The sequence below is a fragment of the Catenisphaera adipataccumulans genome (assembly GCF_014202755.1).
GTDB lineage: Bacteria > Bacillota_I > Bacilli_A > Erysipelotrichales > Erysipelotrichaceae > Catenisphaera > Catenisphaera adipataccumulans.
Genome location: NZ_JACHHK010000002.1, coordinates 262200 through 280139, shown reverse-complemented (window position 1 = coordinate 280139; position 17940 = coordinate 262200). Strand labels below are relative to the sequence as shown.

15 protein-coding genes are annotated in these 17940 nt (G+C 40.0%); 5 read left to right on the top strand and 10 right to left on the bottom strand.

Annotated features, from left to right (window positions below; genetic code table 11):
* Window positions 1–11 precede the first annotated feature (11 nt).
* The 5 genes from HNQ47_RS03430 to HNQ47_RS03410 form a co-directional block, all read right to left on the bottom strand.
* Window positions 12–3620 carry a restriction endonuclease subunit S gene (locus HNQ47_RS03430; RefSeq protein WP_183327550.1) on the bottom strand — a complete coding sequence of 1203 codons (3609 nt, stop codon included), beginning with the start codon at window positions 3618–3620 and terminating at the stop codon, window positions 12–14.
* Window positions 3617–4516, bottom strand: coding sequence for a DUF4007 family protein (locus tag HNQ47_RS03425; protein ID WP_221247970.1), 900 nt, complete (start codon window positions 4514–4516; stop codon window positions 3617–3619). Before HNQ47_RS03425 ends, HNQ47_RS03430 begins: the two co-directional genes overlap by 4 nt.
* An 11-nt stretch (window positions 4517–4527) precedes the next feature.
* Window positions 4528–6246 carry a phosphoadenosine phosphosulfate reductase domain-containing protein gene (locus HNQ47_RS03420; protein WP_183327548.1) on the bottom strand — a complete coding sequence of 573 codons (1719 nt, stop codon included), beginning with the start codon at window positions 6244–6246 and terminating at the stop codon, window positions 4528–4530.
* A 715-nt stretch (window positions 6247–6961) separates the two neighbouring features.
* Window positions 6962–7183, bottom strand: coding sequence for a helix-turn-helix domain-containing protein (locus HNQ47_RS03415; protein ID WP_183327547.1), 222 nt, complete (start codon window positions 7181–7183; stop codon window positions 6962–6964).
* A 352-nt stretch (window positions 7184–7535) separates the two neighbouring features.
* Complete coding sequence (locus HNQ47_RS03410) at window positions 7536–7880, bottom strand: hypothetical protein (protein WP_183327546.1); 345 nt, start codon at window positions 7878–7880, stop codon at window positions 7536–7538.
* Between the two features lie 487 nt (window positions 7881–8367).
* Here HNQ47_RS03410 and HNQ47_RS03405 point away from each other — a divergent pair, with 487 nt between their 5' ends.
* Genes HNQ47_RS03405 through HNQ47_RS03395 form a run of 3 tightly spaced genes read left to right on the top strand, consistent with a single transcriptional unit; the run spans window position 8368 to window position 12592 of the window.
* Complete coding sequence (locus HNQ47_RS03405; RefSeq protein ID WP_183327545.1) at window positions 8368–10773, top strand: M48 family metallopeptidase; 2406 nt, start codon at window positions 8368–8370, stop codon at window positions 10771–10773.
* Window positions 10774–10787: 14 nt separating this feature from the next.
* The gene (locus tag HNQ47_RS03400; RefSeq protein ID WP_183327544.1) at window positions 10788–11570 is read left to right on the top strand and encodes a tellurite resistance TerB family protein; all 783 of its coding nucleotides are present in this window, start codon (window positions 10788–10790) and stop codon (window positions 11568–11570) included.
* 11 nt (window positions 11571–11581) lie between these two features.
* A complete protein-coding gene (locus HNQ47_RS03395) occupies window positions 11582–12592 on the top strand; it encodes a hypothetical protein (protein ID WP_183327543.1) in 1011 nt (336 codons plus the stop codon).
* A gap of 73 nt (window positions 12593–12665) precedes the next feature.
* Here HNQ47_RS03395 and HNQ47_RS03390 read toward each other — a convergent pair whose 3' ends face one another.
* Window positions 12666–13223: an acyltransferase gene (locus tag HNQ47_RS03390; RefSeq protein ID WP_183327542.1), complete on the bottom strand. Its 558-nt coding sequence runs from the start codon at window positions 13221–13223 to the stop codon at window positions 12666–12668.
* Window positions 13224–13320: 97 nt separating this feature from the next.
* Here HNQ47_RS03390 and HNQ47_RS03385 point away from each other — a divergent pair, with 97 nt between their 5' ends.
* A complete protein-coding gene (locus HNQ47_RS03385) occupies window positions 13321–13956 on the top strand; it encodes a TetR/AcrR family transcriptional regulator (protein ID WP_183327540.1) in 636 nt (211 codons plus the stop codon).
* Here the strand turns inward: HNQ47_RS03385 and HNQ47_RS03380 are convergent.
* From HNQ47_RS03380 to HNQ47_RS03365, 4 genes are read right to left on the bottom strand one after another with little or no spacing between them, the layout of a single operon-like run.
* Window positions 13935–14909, bottom strand: a complete 975-nt coding sequence (locus HNQ47_RS03380; RefSeq protein ID WP_183327538.1) for an alpha/beta hydrolase — start codon at window positions 14907–14909, stop codon at window positions 13935–13937. The genes HNQ47_RS03385 and HNQ47_RS03380 overlap by 22 nt on opposite strands.
* A gap of 13 nt (window positions 14910–14922) precedes the next feature.
* Window positions 14923–15429: a flavodoxin family protein gene (locus HNQ47_RS03375; protein WP_183327537.1), complete on the bottom strand. Its 507-nt coding sequence runs from the start codon at window positions 15427–15429 to the stop codon at window positions 14923–14925.
* A gap of 15 nt (window positions 15430–15444) precedes the next feature.
* Window positions 15445–16329 carry an aldo/keto reductase gene (locus tag HNQ47_RS03370; protein ID WP_221247969.1) on the bottom strand — a complete coding sequence of 295 codons (885 nt, stop codon included), beginning with the start codon at window positions 16327–16329 and terminating at the stop codon, window positions 15445–15447.
* A 13-nt stretch (window positions 16330–16342) separates the two neighbouring features.
* The gene (locus HNQ47_RS03365) at window positions 16343–16864 is read right to left on the bottom strand and encodes a flavodoxin (RefSeq protein ID WP_183327534.1); all 522 of its coding nucleotides are present in this window, start codon (window positions 16862–16864) and stop codon (window positions 16343–16345) included.
* 316 nt (window positions 16865–17180) lie between these two features.
* On the opposite strand from HNQ47_RS03365, the gene HNQ47_RS03360 reads away from it, so the two are divergent.
* Window positions 17181–17927 carry an aldo/keto reductase gene (locus HNQ47_RS03360; RefSeq protein ID WP_246346037.1) on the top strand — a complete coding sequence of 249 codons (747 nt, stop codon included), beginning with the start codon at window positions 17181–17183 and terminating at the stop codon, window positions 17925–17927.
* Window positions 17928–17940: the final 13 nt, after the last annotated feature.

Sequence of the window (17940 nt, the reverse complement as noted above, 5' to 3'; positions counted from 1 at the left end):
CTTTCATCTCCTCAACACATTTTTTTCAATATATCCATAAGAATCTGCCTTTTTTCCTGATCTGAAATTGAATATCCCATGGAATCAATGTCAGCCATAATAGAATTGTAAAGAAGCTTTCCTTTTTTACTGGATTCTACTCTATCAAAACGCTTTATTTCTGAAGAACCATCATCAGAACGGAAATGAATTTCGTACTCAGCAGTTGTTTCAGAACGTTCTTGAGGCTCTTGTGTATGGAAGTTTTCTGCCGTTTCTTTATATTGCTTTAAATTACTAATAAAACGCTCTTCCGTTTCATCATCCCAATCTTCAATTCGTAAACCAGTAGCAATTTTTGCTAGTTTATTAATAAAGGTATATTCATCATTCGTTACATCCTTAAATAATCCTAAACATTTATCTGTGCCATTATCAAATAACTGCTCAAAAACATGATCATCAAGTGTTTCACACCAATCTCTAATGATAGATGTAAGTGAACTTTTCTGAAGCTTGGCTCTGTTAGTAGAAATCGAATAAATTTCTTTTGTGTCTAATATCAGTTTTTCTTTAAGATTGCTGATAGCTGAATCATAAAACCGCTTAGCTTCTGCAATATTTTCTGCTAACCCTTCACTAAACTCTTGATATCCAAAAGCTTTAGGAAGACGCTCAAACAATAGTTCGTTGCCACTCAAATTCTGTTTTAGCAATTTAGCCATTTTTCTATACCTAATATCAACAGGATGATCTCCCATCTTCTTTATTTCCTTGGAATATTTTGGAAGTGCTAAAAACCAGCGCTTCATTGCTAAAGAGGCAAACTCATATGCACTTAAACTTTTTTCTGCATCAATAACATAGCGGTTAAATATACCAGCAATATTAGTTACAAATTTCTGCTTCTCTTCATCCCAGTCCAAATACTTTAATTTGTATTCATCTGGCGAAGCATTAATAGATTGTAGAGCATCAGCAGTTAATGGAATTTGTCCTAAATCATTTAATATTATGATTTCGTCATAATATTCGTGAAATACTGCCGCAATATAAATTGGAATTACTCCTTTACGAAGTCCAATATGATGTTCTGGAGAAATTAATTCATCATATAATTGTGAAAAAGGTACATATCCACATTGTTTGGCTTGTATAACAAAAGCGACAATATGATCTAGAACTTTTTTCATTTTATTATCTGAAGGTGACAGATTAATTCTCACGCCAGATTCATCATCGATAAAAATTTCTTTTCTAATTAAGGTACTGCGTAATATAGAAACTTCTTGTCCAGTTCCAATAAGTCCCAGTTTCGGCTCAAGTCTATTTCTGAGCAAACCATTCATGATTTTTCTTCGACTTTTTCTTGCGATAGATGTAATTTCATTTTTATTGATTGCTTCATTATTAATGACAGGGGTATCATAAAATACCCGATAGCAAATATTCGACGCAAGATCAGTTAATTCTGCTTTACGTACTATTACTTGCTCTTCTCCTTCATAAATATACAAAGACTTGTACTCTTCCGGGTGTGTATATCCTCTAATGAAATTAGTGATCACTTCTTGAAGATCTTCATAAATTACTTCATATTCTTCAAAAAGCAGTGAATCTTCCCCAACTTTATTACGGAGCATTTTTATAGCTTCATATTGTTTTACGACCTTTTCAATATTTACTGCTTTCTTCGGAATAATAAAAATACATCTTTCTGTATTTTTGCTCGTTTTTAAAATTTTTTCTTTAATGGATTTAATAGACTCACCATTATTCACAATTATTCCGTAAATAATGCCATCAGCTTGAATGTTTTCAGATTTTTTATTCCAATCAATGTCTTCTATTAATTCCTGTTCTTCTATAAACTCGAATTTAAAATATCGAATCATTTCTTTTTCATCATTATATCTTGACGGGTATAAATAATTATCCACGTTGGATGAATTCAATGCTTCTTTTAAAGAAAATGAAACTGCTAATGAAGCAATCATGTCCTCAATCTTATGCTCAATATCAATTCCAGAAGATTGTTTCAATTTGAGATATCCATTGCTCTGCTTTAAATAAATGACGTATTCATCTTTAATCAAATGCTGAACAGACTCTTCGATGCTATCAGTCGGATATTCCATGCTAAAAATGCCAACCAGTTCATCTTTGGTTGGTTTAATGATTTCAAACTGTCCTAACATATAGATTAGCGCAATTGTTTTTATGATCTTAGTTTCTAATTCTTGGCCCTCAATTTGCTCTAATATCGTCTTCGTTAATATGTAATTTTTATATATTTCTCCTGAGATTGGTTCTTTTTGAAATACTGGATCAAAGTAATCAAAAATCAAATCAGGAGTGAGCAACTTAAAAGTATTGTCTCCATATTTTCTAAGAAAAGCTGTCAATGTAGACGGACCATCCGCAGATAAAAAAGTAAACAGAGTCCTCTCATTTTGTGCTATTCTTTCCGATAAGCGTGGCAGAATATATGTCGAAACTGGATGCAGCGGATAGCATCCATAAATTGTAATATTAATCTCATTGTCAGCAGAATTACTAAACATGGCATGATTTTTATATCGATCATTTAATTCCTCAAATTGCGTTTTATGAATATTGCAAAATCTATTCCATAATTTTGGTGATTTTTTTATTACAGAAGAAATAATCTCATAAGTTTGAGTAAAATTATTATTTAAATGTATATGCTTAAAACGTTCAGAAACTCCACGCCATCCATCAACTTTTTGTTTTGGCAGCTTATCAATATAGTTAGAAATTTCTTTATGAGAAATTAGAAGTAAATGCATCTGGGCATCATGGCTCCTATTGCATTTTTCAGCAAAATCTTGAAGCATCTTTGTATCGCTTACTGATGCTTCTGTTATATTAGACTCAAGGTATTTACTGAATTCATCATAAACCACATAAATGCCAAGATATCCTCTCTTTTTGAGGCTCTTAGCCACACTTTCATATAAATCGACTACATCTAGTCCAATAAAAGGATTAAACGTACTTCCTGCTGTTAAAGATGGATAAATCTTTTCAAATTCATGGTAAATTTCCACATTGTAATCTTCAAGTTCAGAGATAAATTGATCAATTGGTACGCTAATTTCTTTTTTGAACTTTTCAAAAACTTCAGGATATTTTTCTTTCCACTTTTCTATTGTTTGTATAGCAGCCCCATAATTTGTCTCTGGCATTAAATCTAAATTATTTTCGTCAAGAGTTCTTTGCAAAGCAAGTAGAAATGCTTGTGACAGGCTAGTTGTTGCGCCATTAATGATGACTGGAAAAATCTTATTATGAGGATCTGAATAATAATTATCTACAAGTTGCTTAAGTTCTAAATTCTCTTCTATTTTCGGCATTAAATGTACAAAAAGATTTCTATCTTTTTGCATTAAAATAGACATTATAGTAAGTATAATGTGCGATTTTCCTTTTCCATATGCGCCGATAAGTACTCTTGACCTCTCATTCGAGTCTTGTCTCGTACTCAGCAATATTTCTTTTAAAAGCTCAAGCGACGATCTAGTAGGTATGAAGCTTTTCAACTTATCATTGTTGTTAAGATCATATCCAATATTTACAGAATATTGAAAACCTGGTTCAACTGTTATCATCTTACTCATAAATTTCTTCCCTCAATATCATCATAATAATTTTCAACACATTCTTCAAATGTCCGGTCATGATTAATACGAATGACATCTAGTCCAGCCGTTCGTATAATTTTAATCTCTCCAAGCTTTTCAACTTCATGTAAAAGCTCCAACATACTGATTGAGTCAAGGTTAAACACTTTACCAATATTGCATGGAGAAGTTAACAATTCATTTAATCTAATCTCTTTTTTTTCTTTTGCTTGTTCAGAAATAACTGCCATAACAACCCAAGGATTAAAGCTTTTTACTGATGGAATTGCCTTTCTATAACTAACATTTTTTCTTTTCTTATTTAATATATCTACTAAACCCAAATCTCCAAAAGGGCAAGTAATGTTATTTTCAGGTGAATTCTTCGATGGATGCGATTTATATTTTGGTACATAAGTATTTACAATACAAGTAAAGTCATCTTCAAGGGACCGTACAGCCACACTCATATCTTGCATTTTAAGAGCATTCTGGATTTGCTCAACAAAATCATCTTTTACAAACTCTTGCATTGAAAAAATATTGAAAAAATAGTACCAAGATGGAGCCATTTTTTCATTTGAAACTAGTTTATATTGCATTAAATATAGTGTTCCAAGTTCTTCTGTGTAAGGATCATGATGATAAACAATTTGCCCAAAATCAGTAAGAGTCTGCACCCTTCTACCTTTAGATGCTTCAGTCGTTAATCCAACTGCTTGAAGCCAATAACGGAGTGATTTGACCATGTTTGTTCCAATGCCTAAAACATCCATTGGATTTTCGTTTTTATCAATAAAAACATCAGGCTTCTGTGATACATATCGCATGCCTTTGCTGAGCCAACCCTTTCTGATAAAAAATGTTTCATGGGCTCGAAACTTCATGGCCATGTTTTTTCCTCCTAATCTTTCGTACGCAAATATTTATCCATCATACAGCCGCCTCGTAAATATTTAGCTGTAACACACATTTTGCAATGAACACATTTTTGCGGATCGATATGATATCCATCTTCAGAAATGGAGATTGCTCCAGCCTTACAGATAGATTCACATTTCAAACATTTTCTGCATGCATTAAATTTTCGCACCTGATATCCAACCATATGTTGCAAACTATCATGGTTAGAAACGTTCATGGTGCGGACTTTTACGGCATGTTCATACCCATCTTGTTCAAATGGTTGTACAGATAAAATCGGTACATTTGTTTTAACATCTAAAACCAATACTTCATTCAATAATTTCTGACCAAGTTCTGGAGCTACACGTCCGAACGGAGTCAGCATATTTAAAAATTCATCGTTCATTGGACGAACTAAACGATAAATTTTTGCATGATCTTCTGTAGTACAATTCGTGAAGCGTATTTTTACATCTCCAGCAGCAGCTAATCCATTACCACCTTGTCTAGCTTTCCATGCTCCAGAATCTACATATTCTTCAGGATCGGGTTTTCCTATCTTTTTAGCAAATTCAATAAGAAAATTCCGCCACCGTTTAGATTCTTCCGGCATATAGATTCGCGATAAAAATTGTGCCCTTTGATTGTTATTCGGGCAACACCAGCATCCAACTCGATCATATCCAAGACGATATGCATCATTAAAATCAATCTTCTCAGACAAAATATAGAGCCAAATATCCATATCTTTCCAGAAAAAAATAGGAGAGGCTACGGTTTGTTGCTGAATCTTGACTGACTCTGCATCATCCTCAATGCGGTTATATTTACTTCTAGCAGCAGATTCAGATTTTCTGATGCCATAAAAAGTCAATATTTGTTGATTCCGATAAAGTCCGTTAATCACTCTAGTGATAGGTCCAGTTTTAAACATTGAACAGCACCATCTCATCATTCGAGCAGGAGGCCCAATATCTTCACAAACATCTAAAAATACCTGTTCATAGTTCTTTGCAACTTTAAAAATAGCCTCCGGGTGATTTCGACGGTACCTTTCTGCATATTGAACCGTTAACGGGAATTCAAGTGTAGTGTTACCAAAAATATGAACTAAACTTGGATCACTTAACGCTTTTATAGCTAAGTCTGCTGTAACTGTAGAATCTTTACCGCCAGAAAAAGACAGCACAATATTTTCCTCTGGGAATTTCTGTGCAGCCTTCTTGATAAATCCATGAGCTTCATCAATCAAATAATCTAGACGTGTCTTGTTTGCTTCTATAAAAACATCAATAAACTTTTTAAAACCTTCATGTGGATTGTTATCTTTATATTTTTTTAGTTGTTCAATATATCCGTCAGCATTTGCTTCCCTAAAAAATTTACTTGGTAAAGCGACTGACTTACCATCAATGTAATACCTGCTGTTAGAAGCCCATACCGAAGATTCTGCCCACTCATAAGGTTCCTTATCCAGTATTAGTTCAATCAACAACCTCTCTTCTGGAAAAACAGGCCGAATATCGGACGATAAATGCTTCATATGTTTTCCGCATCGTGGACAAATTCCCTTATCAGCCTGTGTAACTTCCTGCATGACCGGCACACGACATTCACTGCACCAATAAACTTCTGTAGGTATATCTTCGACTGTTTTTTCTCCGCAGATGGGGCAATTATTTTCATTGGTTTCTATATTACAATTTTTACACCACATGTTGTCATTGCTCCTTTTTTTAGCTTCAGATTGACATATCTTAATATCTCGCCACCATACAACGATGCTATAAATTATGCAAACAAGATTTATATAATTTTTTAAAACAGCTTTATTATTGCAGTTACATATAGAAAAATATTTTTATTCTATAAAGCGCTGTTATATTTTTTTAATAATTTACCTAATTTTTATAATCTATATCTATTGTATTCATGTTAGCTTTAAACAATTAATATGAGACACATGCCAATATAAGTAGTCTATCACACGTGACAGTGCCGCACAATTCATTTAATTCTAGAAAAGCAAAACAAGCTGCTTGTTTATAACAGATATTCCACTTCGTTTTACGCTTATTTATAGCTAGTTGTTTGTATTTGGACTCAAACCGTCCCAAATCTCGATGATGCGTAACCTATCGGCTGATAAATGGTGGGGCCATGCCACCAAAAGCTATCAAATGTCTTTTTCTCGGTATAAGGAATTATCTGAGTCTCACGAATACCTATACGTGAGGAGTCGTCCTTATCCAGCGTACGATTCGTTAAACATGATCTGCCTCTTATTGCTTCGTATCGTACATTGTTTTACGATTGCTGCTATCATAGATTTAATAAATTCTCATCAAAGAGTAATCTTTTGATTTCTTGGTAAAATGCTGGAAATCAGAATGTGTATTTCATTGATCTGGAACTGTACTCTTCTATGTTCATTAAACTTTATCCTTTTGTTTCGAAGGAACAATCTCCATTACATCACCAATATCACAGTTAAGATATGTGCAAATTCTATCTAACATCTCTAAAGAGATATATTCGTTTTTCCCCAGCTTTGCCAATGTATTGGTGCTCATGTCCACTGCATCACGCAATTCAGTACGTTTCATCTCTTTATCAATCAACATTTTCCAAAGTTTTTTATAGCTTACTGCCATGGTCTTATATCTCCATAAAGAATTCACATACTTTGTAGAATGTATGCGCTTATATATACCTTTATAAGTATAACATTAACCATGGTTTTCCACAATTTAATATTGCTTTATTCAAATCAATAATCACCTTTTATAAATTTTTTATCAGTTATTATAAATTTAATGGTCGTAAACAATATTAATGATTCAAAAGTATATTGCACATTCATGATGCTTTTCTTACGTTATATTTTGAATTGTTCATCAACACATAAAAAAACACCGAAACAATCAGAATAAAACTGATTGTTCCGATGATTCTGTATAATGGCTAATTACTATAAAATCCAAATAACAATATTTCACACAAGCTTCAGAAAATGACACTGACAAGTTTGGCAAGCAACGAATAAATTGTACTGATCGCGATCACGCTTATAATGAGCTGGATGAGATACGGTCTTACGGCCTGCCGGTTTTCCTCACTGATTTCATCGATATCTTGGATGTCCGCCCACTCCATTGACTTGCAGTACGGACAGTAAACTTTGCGCGCATAACTGATGTATTCTGGCTCATTTACGACTGCTCCGCCTTTGATTTTTGTCTTTGTAGAACTTATTTCTTTATGCATGATTCCCATCTTCAAACTGTTCTGCGTTCCTTCAAAGGTACGGCCGTACTTCCTGCAGGAAACATGCAAGATTCGGTTTTCCATCTGTTCGTTCGTGTATTTCCACAAACGGTTTTATAAAATCGGGCAACGCAAAGGACGATAAGAATAAATTGAATCAATAGAAGTATTTCTGTGAGCACTCTCTCCATTTTCTGTTCCCCCCTCCAACAATAGAAATGAATATCAATACCGCAATCCTCGAACATAGTACGATGATCCACCTCATTTGTTTTAGCTTTCTTAAATTTATTATATTAAATCTTCCAAAATAAAAGAAAAACCTTCATAATAAAATAAACAGAAATAATTATTTTAAAAGTATGTCCTAAGACAAATAGAATGACCATTATCCTTTATCACAAATGTAAAAAACGCTGACTGATCAAACAATCAAAACTCAGCGTAAATACAATGGCAAAATGGTGAAACATAACGCGTTCGTGAAAATATTTAAAAACGCATTATACAACGCTGGATTGTAAGCTTGATGGCATTGTGCAACCAATATCGAAAAAGGAGGAAATGTATCATGGCTTTCCGTCCGGAACTTTACGTTCATGATTTAGATAAGACCGCATTCGAGGCATTCAGTCGGTTTCCTGAAACTGAGAAACTTCGTGAGCTCTGCATTAAGAATTGTGATGAACAAACTGTTAAAAATCATATCTTATCCGATGGGGTACAGTTGGGTAAAAATAATATGCCTGAGATTTATCATTTACTGCCGCCAATTTGTGAAAAGCTAGGGATCGATTTACCGGAACTTTACTGCGTACATTCCTCGAAGATGCATGCGGCGGTCGGCGGTTGTGCACACCCATTTATTTACATCACCTCTGCTTTAGCAGAACAGACAGAACCAGCTCTCATCGCCAGTGTACTTGCACATGAATGCGGTCATATTGCCGATCCGCATTTTTTGTATTATTCCATGGCCATACAAATAATGAGTAAGACAAATGACCGTATACTGAATATACCCGATGTTGATAATATACTGACACCATCTTTGTCTAAAGCTCTACAGTTTTGGGCATACTGCAGTGAGCTGACTGCTGATCGCGCTGCCGTTCTTTGTGATGGAAGTGCAGACCATCTAATCAAAGTACTGTTAAAAATACATGGCTATGATCCCGATCAAGTCAATCAAAGTGAATTCTTTCAAAAAGCATTAAATCTTGATAACTTTGCGGATGAAAATAATGCGAATCAGATCATTGATAAAATACTTTCTCAAGAAGACAGCCAATCTCTTTTGGCCACCCGTCTATATGAAAGTAATACATGGGCTCAATCTGAACAATATCATAGGATCCTGAAGGGCACCTATTCAGTGCTCTCCGAAAACAATCCACAAATAAAATCTTTCGATAATGAAGAAATCATCAATGCAGAGGTACAGGTAGAAACATCTTCAAAAAACTCAATGTCGGAAGCAGATATTCAAAAAGAACTCGTTCGTATCAACAGCGAACTGGACCGATATACAAATCATGCCGACCGTACTGAATATGCACTCGCAGTAGGAGCCGGTATCGTTGCAGGAATCATCGATGCAGTCTATGTTGGTGAAACAACAATGACCAAGGGAACTATTGGCCTTTCGCATAAACAAGTCAATCACTTTATTCAGGAATACGCAAAGGCCAGAGGCATTCATAAAGATAGACTGAAAGATGCCATATCCGAATTAGAAAAAGAATTTAAAGTTGATCAAGACAATGTGTGGAAAGGTGCAAATATTAGAGTTTCCGCAAAGAATCACCATCTTGCCGATCTGGCCCATCATCCGACTCCGGCTGGTTTATTGGCCGCACTCATCGTTCAGTTTCTCAGAATCGGTATTTTTGTTAATCGTGACGGCGAATGGCATTTTGTATTTATTGAAACTTCCAGAGAAGACATTATCAGAAATGTTATACCGGCAGTAATTACCGCTATTTTGAACTGGCTTGTCACAATGGACGAACAAGCGTTTGAAGAAGAATATGGACACAAATTACCTGAGAATATCCATAGAATCGCTCATCTTGCTGCATCGACGCCAATCTTGATCGAGATTGCCAAATGCGCCGACAATTGGTTTGGCCATCTTGTCAGTGACATGGGCGGTTCTAAGAATACCGCCGGCGCCGGAATGGGCATTCCGGGTGTTTTCATTTCACTGTTTTATGAAATAGCAGCACTTCCGATCTTAAAAGATACAGGTCTGCCAGAGACTATGAATAATCTTTATCAAAAGCAGAAAATCGATCTGCGGCATGAACTGGCTGCGGTCAATCTTGCAAAAAAGCAGGCAGTCCCTGTTTTGTTTGTAGAAATTTTTACACGAGTTCTATATTTTGTCGCAGAGTTAATCAAACAAACGGAAATCATGAAACAGAACGGCGGTACATACAAAGACATTGACTGGCAAAAAGTAATTCCATTCAACAATCGTTCCGTGAACCGCATGCTGACTATTGCTTCGATGACATTTACAACTGCGGATACTACAGATGCTGCCGTTCATGCGGCATTGAAATCAAAAGGAAACTGGATCCTTTTCTCAGGTAAATTTGCGGCTCGATATAACTATGTTGGTGCAGGAAGAGCCACCTATGCGATTGTAAAAGAAATCTCGTCTGAGAAAAAGAAAGCAGAACTGATACATGAAAAACTGCTTCTGACTGAGATCAAGAAACAAACAGATATTCAGCGATTGAGGGAATATGAACAATGGCTCACCGAGCAAGTAACGATATTCCTTGCGGAAGATATTACAGAATTTATGAATGGCTTCAATGATATTCAAAAAGGAATAGCGGAAGATAATTCCAACCAGATCATCAAAGGAAATGTAACTATTCAAAAGATACTCGGAAGAGATCCTCAGTTTACCAATCAAAAAGAATTCGATGCTCTGATGGATTCTGACGAAGCCTTCATTTTGTAGAAAGGAGAAAATATATGCCCAAGATCGATATCAGCAGCGGCCTGAAAAATATTCAGGATAAACTGCAAGATTCAACCGAAACAATCAAACAGTCCGTAAAGGATGTGAAAATGCCGGAAATCAATGCAGAAAGCGCAAAGCAAGCTGCAGACAACGCCAAAAAAACTGCATTGAATGCAACGGAAAACGTAAAGAATGTCTTTAAGAAAAAAGAGGAACCAGAAGCAGTTAAAAACACAAATAATCCGGTGCTTTCGACCGAATCGGCCATAAAGATCATTTATTATCTCATGGTCGCTGACGGTAAAATCTTAGATATTGAAGAAAAGAAATTCGAAGAACTCGCAAAGGAACTGGATCCTCATTTTGCCGAGAAAAAAGATGCAATCATGCAGGACTGTCATCGTGAACTGGATAAAGTGATCGATAATGATGATGAATATGATTTTCTTCAGGATGCAGTGGAAAAAGCGCTTCTTACGTCTCAGCCAAGTATAGATGCATATATCACACCCAAGCTTCTGATTTGGGATCTGTTGACCATTGCATACAGTGACGGGAATGCCAACGATAATGAAAGAAGATTGATCAAACATCTTGTGCGGCGATTGGATGTAGACAAAGCTCTTTTCCTGGAACTTGAAAGCAGTATGCAGACCATCATGGATATTGAAAAAGAAATCAACTGGATCAAAACAACCGATCGACCTTATTTAACGATCGAAAGAATGGTCAATGAGCTAAACAATCGTCGGAATACGGTTTTTGAAGGCGTCAAAGACCTTGTCATGATATAAGGGGTGAAAATATGCCATTACCATTATTTATCGGTATAGCGGTCACAACCAGCGGGATCGGAATCAAAAACACTGTGCAGGCCGGACTAAATGCAAACAATGCGTCCAAGATCAATCAATCCGCGCAGGAACTTGTGGATGAATCATCAAAAACCTTAGATGTGCAAAAACAGGCTTGCGGAAAAGCGCTCGGCAGGCTTGGCGAGGAAAAGCTTTTTGTATTAAACAACAGTATGAATGAATTTATCGAAGCATTCGCACAAATCAAGAATGTAGATTTCAGAGATTCCATCGGCCTGGAAGAACTGAAAAATTTCCATATTGACTCAAAAGAATTTGCAGATATGAAGACCATGGTCAATTTTGCAGGATCGATTGTTGGCGGTGTCACTGCCGGAACAGCAAGCGGAGCACTTGTTGCTTTCGGCGCTTACAGTTCCGCTAAGATTTTTGCTACGGCTTCGACAGGAACAGCAATCGCTTCACTGAGCGGTGCCGCGGCAAGAAATGCAACGCTGGCCTTTTTTGGCGGTGGATCATTGGCTGCCGGCGGCCTCGGTATGACTGGCGGTATGTATGTACTTGGCGGATTGGTCGCCGGCCCGGCACTGATGGTCATGGGCTTTGTGACGAGCACAGCCGCGAAGAAAAATCTCGAAAATGCTTACATCAATCAAGAAGAAGCCAATCAAATCAATGAACAATTAAGTGCTGCATCTTTACAATGCGAATCGATCCGGCGAAGAAGCTATATGTATTACAATCTTCTTGCCAGACTGGATGCTTACTTTTTACCGCTGATTTATCGAATGGAAGATATATTGAAAAATGAAGGAAATGACTATAGAAATTATTCTTCGGAATCGAAGAAAATCATTGCTTCCTGCGCAAGCTTCGCAGTAACGATCAAATCTTTGTTAGATACGCCAATATTAACAGAAGCGGGATCTCTGACAGAAGAATCTGAAACAACCATAAAGAACGTTCAAGCAAAGCTAGGCAAGGCAACCGGCACCATTTAACCGCAAACCACATCAAATATTTCCACAAAAAAACCTGCAGACCTTTTTGAATCTGCAGGTTTATTGGTGAAAATCATTCACTGGCCGGGAACTTATCCGGATCCAGCATCCGGATGACACGTGCCGGGTTGCCCACCGCTACGCCATAATCCGGAATATCCTTCGTCACCACGGAGCCCGCGCCTACGATCGCATAGCGCCCGATGCAGACACCGGGCAGAACAATGGCATGCGCACCGATCCAGGCGCCTTCCTTGATCAGGACCGGACGGCAGGGCAGCACTCTGCGGTCATATGGATCATGATTGTTTGTCAGGATCGAAGCATCGGAAGCAATCATCACATGATCCTCAATGGTGATGCCGCCTCGGGCCATGAATAAAGCGTTCGTATTGACCAGGACATCCTTGCCGATCGTGACCCGATCCAGCGCTGCGCCATGCAGCCCCGCACCAACAAAACTTCCTTCGCCAAGCTTGTCTTTGAACAGTTCCTTGAGCAGACTGCGATATTCCGGAGAAGACGGCTCTGTTTGATTCAGCAGAAACAACAGGTGATTGATCCGTTCTCCTGCTTTTCTTTCTTCCGGTCGATAGTCCCTTGTATCCACGATTGTTTCTTCACATTCCATACAACATTTCCTTTCTTATCAACATTCTTCTATATTCCCTTGTGTCCATTATTCCTCACATGGTAATATACATTTAGAATCAACCAGGAGGATCCTTATGGCCACAAAAACATCTCAACAAAAAACTGGAAACAGCACACAGAAACATCCAGATATGCGCGTCACACGCACCCGGGAAGCCATCCGCAGTGCTTTTACGGATATGATCTGCGAAATGGATTACGAACAGATCACGATCAAAGAATTGACCGACCGGGCCGGCATCAACCGCAAGACGTTTTATCTTCACTATGATTCATTGGACGATCTGCTTGGTGAAATGCAGAACGAAATGAGCCAGCGCTTTATGGAGCGGATCAAGAATCTCAAGCCGCCGTATGACATGGATAAAATCACCCGTGCCTTTTATCTAAGCATGGAAGAATCCGGAAAATTCGGAGAACGTCTGGCGTGCAGCGGCAATTACCACTACATCAACCGCCGGATGGTCAACGCGATCATGCGGGATACATGGAAAGAAGAAAACGCCAAGGCAAAAGATCCCTATCTTCAAAATATCATCATGGCCTTTGTCTCGCAGTCAACCCTTTCCATCTACCGGCAGTGGGTCGCCGATCAGAAACGCATCCCCCTGGAAGACATCATCCAGATCACCATCACCTTAGTGTGCAACGGGCTGGATGCATGGCTTCGTTCATCGGATCAAACCCATCATCCAAGATATTCACGATAAAATGCTTCGATCCGATCGAACGGGATCTTATCGGTATCATACAAATCGGTATGAGAGGCTCCCGGGATCAACATGAATTCTTTGTTTTCGCCTTTTAAGTGTGAGAACGCTTCTTTGCCGAAATATAAAGAATGGGCTTTCTCACCATGGATCATGAGAACGGCGCTTTGGATCTCATCACTGTACTGCAGGATCGGCATGGACAGAAGTCCAAGATCGGAGGTCGTATTCCATCCGCCGTTCGGATTGACGGCACGCGGGTTATAACCACGTCCCCGGTAGTACGTTACATAATCTTTCAAAAACTGCGGGGCATCCTCGGCTGCCTGCTGCGGCAGACCGCCGCTTCGTGCATAGGTCCCCCTGCGGTAATCTTCGGTGCGCTGGGCATTCAGCGCCTTTTTCTTTTCATAGCGCTGTTCCGGCGTATCTTCACTGTCAAAGTACCCATTTCTTGTCAGCCGGGTCATATCATACATCGTAGAAACGACCGTTGCCTTGATCCGGGTATCCAGTGCCGCTGTGTTCAGCGCCATGCCGCCCCAGCCGCAGATGCCAAGAATGCCGATCTTCTCTGGATCTACATTGTCCTGCACCGACAGAAAGTCCACCGCTGCCTGAAAATCCTCTGTAGAAAGATCCGCAGACATCACATTTCTCACCTTGCCGCCGCTCTCGCCGGTAAAGGATGGATCAAACGCCATCGTCAGAAAACCTCTTTCTGCTAATGTCTGGGCATAATAGCCGGAAGCCTGTTCTTTTACAGCGCCGAACGGACCGCACAGCGCGATCGCTGCCAGCTTGCCGCTGTATGTTCTCGGCGTATATAAATCCGCCGCCAGCGTAATACCATATCGATTATGAAAGGTCACTTTCTTGTGATCGACTTTTTCACTTTTCGGGAATGTTTTATCCCATTCCTCTGTCATTTGTAATTTTTCTTCTTCAAACATATCGTATCTCTCCTTACTCTGTTTCCAGCTGCCTCTTTACCTTTGCGATCCAAGCATCCACATCTTTTTCAGGTGTTTTCATCTGATCGCCGCCGTTCGAATCGAATCGGATCTGCATCGAAAGCGGAAAATCCGCGCCGGAACATTCTTTTTTCATATCTTTAATGACATGGCCGGGCCAGCCGCCGTTGGTCATGAACGGGATCACCGTTTTTCCGTTCCAGTTCTGACTGTGCAGAAAGCTGCGGACAGCCGGTGCCATGGTATACCACCAGGTCGGCGTCCCTACGGCGATGACATCGTAATCATCGATATCTGCCGCCAGCGGCTTGATCTTCGGCAGAAAGCCCTGCCGGACTTCCTTTTGTCCCTGTGCAACGACATCATTGTAGGAACCAGTATACGGCTTCACCGTCTCGATCCGGGCAAGATCCGCCCCTGCGGCCGCCGCAAGTTTTTCTGCGATCCGTTTCGTATTACCGTTTGACCATGAATAATAAACCACAAGCATTTTCTTCATAAACAAAACCTCTTTTTATTTCTGCGCATCATAATCCGGATGCGGAATGTTCAAAAACTGTTTGGCATGCTCCTCTTCCGTGGTGTGATCATAGTAGTCCTGGAAGTAGCTCCGGTTGGTATCCAGTCCGCGGATCTGGTTCATTTCTGCTTCCGTCAGTTCGAAATCAAAAATATCCAAATTGGCTTTGATATGATCCGGATTCGTGGATTTCGGCAGCGGAATGAAACCTTCCTGCTCATGCCAGCGCAGAATGATCTGCACCACAGATTTGTCGTATTTCTTTGCCATCTCTTTCAGGATCGGTTCGGCCAGCAGTTTTTGATCCCCGTGTCCGACCGGATAGTAACATTCCACCTGAATGCCGTACTTTTTCAGCAAAGCACGGATCTCATGTTCCTGAAAATAAGGATGGCATTCAATCTGATCGACGGCCGGCATAATGTTCGCATGCGTTACAATATCTTCGATCTGCGGTGCTTCAAAATTGGAAAAACCGATCGACTTTACTTTGCCTGCCTGCACGGCTTCTTCCATGGCCTGCCAGGCGCCGAGGTAGTCCCCAAACCGAATGTGCAGCAGAAGCAAATCGATATACGGCGTATCCAGCCGTTTCAACGTAGCATCGATCGCTGCTTTGGTCTTTTCATAACCAAAATCAATCGGCATGATCTTTGTGGTCAGATAAATTTCTTCTCTGGGAAGACCGGATTTTTTCATCGCCCGGCCGACCGCCCGTTCATTCATATAGGCATTGGCCGTATCGATCAGCCGATAGCCGGCCTGGAACGCCTGCAGGACCGCTGCTTCACACTCCTCCGGCGGCATCATAAATACACCAAAGCCAATGCTTGGGATCGTAGTTCCATTGTTCAGCTGGTAAGTTTTCATTTCGTTCATTGTATCTCCTTTCTTACGCATTCAGTTGGTTCTCTGCCCATTTCATGATCTTCTTTTCGGATTTCTGCGTCCGCGATCCGGTGATGGACAGGCCTTTTTCAACCTGCGCATGCGCGGCGTATTTGCGGATATCCTCCACTGTGGCTGACAGACCGCTGCCTTCATTGGAACAAAAAGGAATGATCCTCACACCGGTCCAGTCATAATGTTCCAAAAAGCTGACCACCGGCATCGGCAGATGTCCCCACCAATTTGGATATCCAAGAAAAACAGTATCTGCATCTTTGATATCCGGATATTCTTTCAGCGGCACACGCACGCCGTTATCGTATTCATCCTGCGCTTCGCGGATCAGTTCCATGTGATCTTTCGGATACTGCTTATCCGGAACCAACTCCGCGATTTCTCCTCCGACCGCATTCTGGACATAACCGGCTGCCATCGCGGTATTGCCGATTTCCTGATTGCGGATCTTCATGAACGGACCGATCGTCTGTCCTTTCATGGAAAAGAAGATCGTCATCACGTTTGCCATCTTCGTTACCTCCTTGATCGTTCAGGCTTCTGCCTGATTACGATTGAATGATAATCGCTCCTGCCGTTTTTATCGACATCAAGAAACTTCAGAATGAGTAATATGCAACAGATTGGCAAAGAATGGGAATTAAACCGCATCTTTCAGGCCCATGGGGTGTCTCTGAGAAAAAGGAAACATTACTATAAATGTAGTCAGGAGGACAAGATCAATGGAATATTTTACATTCAATGACGGCAATAAAATTCCGGCCGTCGGATTCGGGGTCTTCATGATCCCCAACGATGGCTCGACCTACTAAGCCGTATCCGATGCTTTGAAAGCCGGCTATCGACATATCGACACGGCTGCGGCCTATTTCAATGAGGAAGAAGTCGGCCAGGCCGTACCCGACGCCGGCATTCCCCGCAGTGAGATCTTCATCACCAGCAAGCTCTGGCTGCAGGATTACGGTTATGAAGCAGCCAAGAAAGGCATCGATGCTTCCTTACAGAAGCTGGGAACAGATTATATCGATCTCTACCTGCTGCATCAGCCGTATTTTGATGTAGCGGGAGCATGGAAAGCACTGGAAGAAGCGAAAGCGGCCGGAAAACTGCGCTCGATCGGCGTCAGCAATATGTCGCCGAAACTCTTTCAGAAATACATCCCGCAGTTTGCGACCAAACCGGCGGTCAATCAGGTGGAATTCAATCCTTTCTTTCAGCAGCAGGAACTTCGAAAATTGATGAAGCAGGATGATATCCGTATGGAAGCGTATTATCCGCTCGGCCACGGCAGCGGCGAACTTCTGCATCATCCGCTGTTTCAGACACTGGCTGAGAAGTATGGAAAGACGCCGGTGCAGATCATCCTGCGCTTTGAAGTGCAGGAAGGAGTTGTCGTACTGCCGAAATCCACCAATCCGGCCCATATGGCCGGCAATCTGGATCTCTTTGATTTCCGGCTTTCCGAGGATGAAATGAAGGAAATCCGTCAGCTGGATACAGGCAAAGGCAATCATGATTCGGATCAGCCGGGCATGGGCGAAAGACTGCTGAAAGCTTTCAAAGTTCATGACTGAAAGGAGCGTATAA

What these genes read in the sequence shown, in the direction of transcription:
- HNQ47_RS03430 (WP_183327550.1), bottom strand. Translation starts at nt 3,620, where the DNA reads ATGAGTAAGATGATAACAGTTGAACCAGGTTTTCAATATTCTGTAAAT.
- HNQ47_RS03425 (WP_221247970.1), bottom strand. Translation starts at nt 4,516, where the DNA reads ATGGCCATGAAGTTTCGAGCCCATGAAACATTTTTTATCAGAAAGGGT.
- HNQ47_RS03420 (WP_183327548.1), bottom strand. Translation starts at nt 6,246, where the DNA reads ATGTGGTGTAAAAATTGTAATATAGAAACCAATGAAAATAATTGCCCC.
- HNQ47_RS03415 (WP_183327547.1), bottom strand. Translation starts at nt 7,183, where the DNA reads ATGGCAGTAAGCTATAAAAAACTTTGGAAAATGTTGATTGATAAAGAG.
- HNQ47_RS03410 (WP_183327546.1), bottom strand. Translation starts at nt 7,880, where the DNA reads ATGGAAAACCGAATCTTGCATGTTTCCTGCAGGAAGTACGGCCGTACC.
- HNQ47_RS03405 (WP_183327545.1), top strand. Translation starts at nt 8,368, where the DNA reads ATGGCTTTCCGTCCGGAACTTTACGTTCATGATTTAGATAAGACCGCA.
- HNQ47_RS03400 (WP_183327544.1), top strand. Translation starts at nt 10,788, where the DNA reads ATGCCCAAGATCGATATCAGCAGCGGCCTGAAAAATATTCAGGATAAA.
- HNQ47_RS03395 (WP_183327543.1), top strand. Translation starts at nt 11,582, where the DNA reads ATGCCATTACCATTATTTATCGGTATAGCGGTCACAACCAGCGGGATC.
- HNQ47_RS03390 (WP_183327542.1), bottom strand. Translation starts at nt 13,223, where the DNA reads ATGGAATGTGAAGAAACAATCGTGGATACAAGGGACTATCGACCGGAA.
- HNQ47_RS03385 (WP_183327540.1), top strand. Translation starts at nt 13,321, where the DNA reads ATGGCCACAAAAACATCTCAACAAAAAACTGGAAACAGCACACAGAAA.
- HNQ47_RS03380 (WP_183327538.1), bottom strand. Translation starts at nt 14,909, where the DNA reads ATGTTTGAAGAAGAAAAATTACAAATGACAGAGGAATGGGATAAAACA.
- HNQ47_RS03375 (WP_183327537.1), bottom strand. Translation starts at nt 15,429, where the DNA reads ATGAAGAAAATGCTTGTGGTTTATTATTCATGGTCAAACGGTAATACG.
- HNQ47_RS03370 (WP_221247969.1), bottom strand. Translation starts at nt 16,329, where the DNA reads ATGAACGAAATGAAAACTTACCAGCTGAACAATGGAACTACGATCCCA.
- HNQ47_RS03365 (WP_183327534.1), bottom strand. Translation starts at nt 16,864, where the DNA reads ATGGCAAACGTGATGACGATCTTCTTTTCCATGAAAGGACAGACGATC.